This window comes from Halorubrum sp. SP9, from assembly GCF_005435015.1.
Lineage (GTDB): Archaea > Halobacteriota > Halobacteria > Halobacteriales > Haloferacaceae > Halorubrum > Halorubrum sodomense.
This window is the reverse complement of record NZ_SGXU01000600.1, coordinates 1-298: the sequence shown is the minus strand read 5'-3', so window position 1 is coordinate 298 and position 298 is coordinate 1. Positions and strand designations below refer to the sequence as shown.

At 63.1% G+C, this 298-nt stretch carries 1 protein-coding gene; it reads right to left on the bottom strand.

The window, feature by feature from the left end; genetic code table 11:
• A partial coding sequence (locus EXE45_RS18720) for a carbohydrate ABC transporter permease (protein ID WP_137695186.1) occupies positions 1-298 on the bottom strand: 298 nt, incomplete at both ends.

Here is a 298-nt window from a genome sequence, read left to right as displayed (position 1 = left end):
GAACACCATCAGGACGACCGAGGCGCTGATGGTCGACCCCTTCAGCTGCGGGATGATCACGCGCCAGTACATCCGCGCCGTCGAGGCGCCGTCCACCTTCGCCGCCTCGTAGTGCTCGTTCGGAATGGCCCGCAGCCCCGCGAGGAACACGACCATCGCGTACCCCGCGAACTGCCACATCAGCGCGAACATCACCGCCCAGAGGACGATGTCGGGGTTACCGATCCAGTTGACTCGGCCGAAGCCGAGCGACGTGATGACGATGTTGATGACCCCGTTGTTGAAGTTGAACATCCAC